2 tRNA genes (1 of these 2 cut by a window edge) are annotated in these 396 nt (G+C 54.3%); both read right to left on the bottom strand.

Annotated features, from left to right (window positions below):
• Positions 1–94: 94 nt before the first annotated feature.
• Positions 95–170: transfer RNA gene (locus tag B2R29_RS04480), tRNA-Val, on the bottom strand.
• Positions 171–344: 174 nt separating this feature from the next.
• A tRNA-Asp gene (locus tag B2R29_RS04475) sits at positions 345–396 on the bottom strand; it runs 295 nt beyond the window's last position.

Here is a 396-nt window from a genome sequence, read left to right as displayed (position 1 = left end):
ACGGGACTCGAACCCGCGACCCCCGGCGTGACAGGCCGGTATTCTAACCAACTGAACTACCAGTCCGCATTGTGTTCACTTTATTGCAAAGTGATGGTGGGTGATGACGGGATCGAACCGCCGACCCTCTGCTTGTAAGGCAGATGCTCTCCCAGCTGAGCTAATCACCCAAATAGGTTTGTCGCTTCGCTGATTGAGTTGTTACTGCGTTGTTCCTCGCTCGTCCCTTCGCCTACCAGTAGGTATGTCTCAGGGTACTCGCTGCGGTACGCCTTGTACCATTCTCAATCATCAAACCGCATAGAGAGCGGTGAAACGTTTCAATTTTACTTCTTGAAAGAAGATGGCGGACTGGACGGGACTCGAACCCGCGACCCCCGGCGTGACAGGCCGGTA

This window comes from Thalassolituus sp. UBA3500, assembly GCF_002377545.1.
Lineage (GTDB): Bacteria > Pseudomonadota > Gammaproteobacteria > Pseudomonadales > Oceanobacteraceae > Thalassolituus.
The sequence above is the reverse complement of the archived record's forward strand: the minus strand, read 5'-3'. Positions and strand labels throughout refer to the sequence as shown.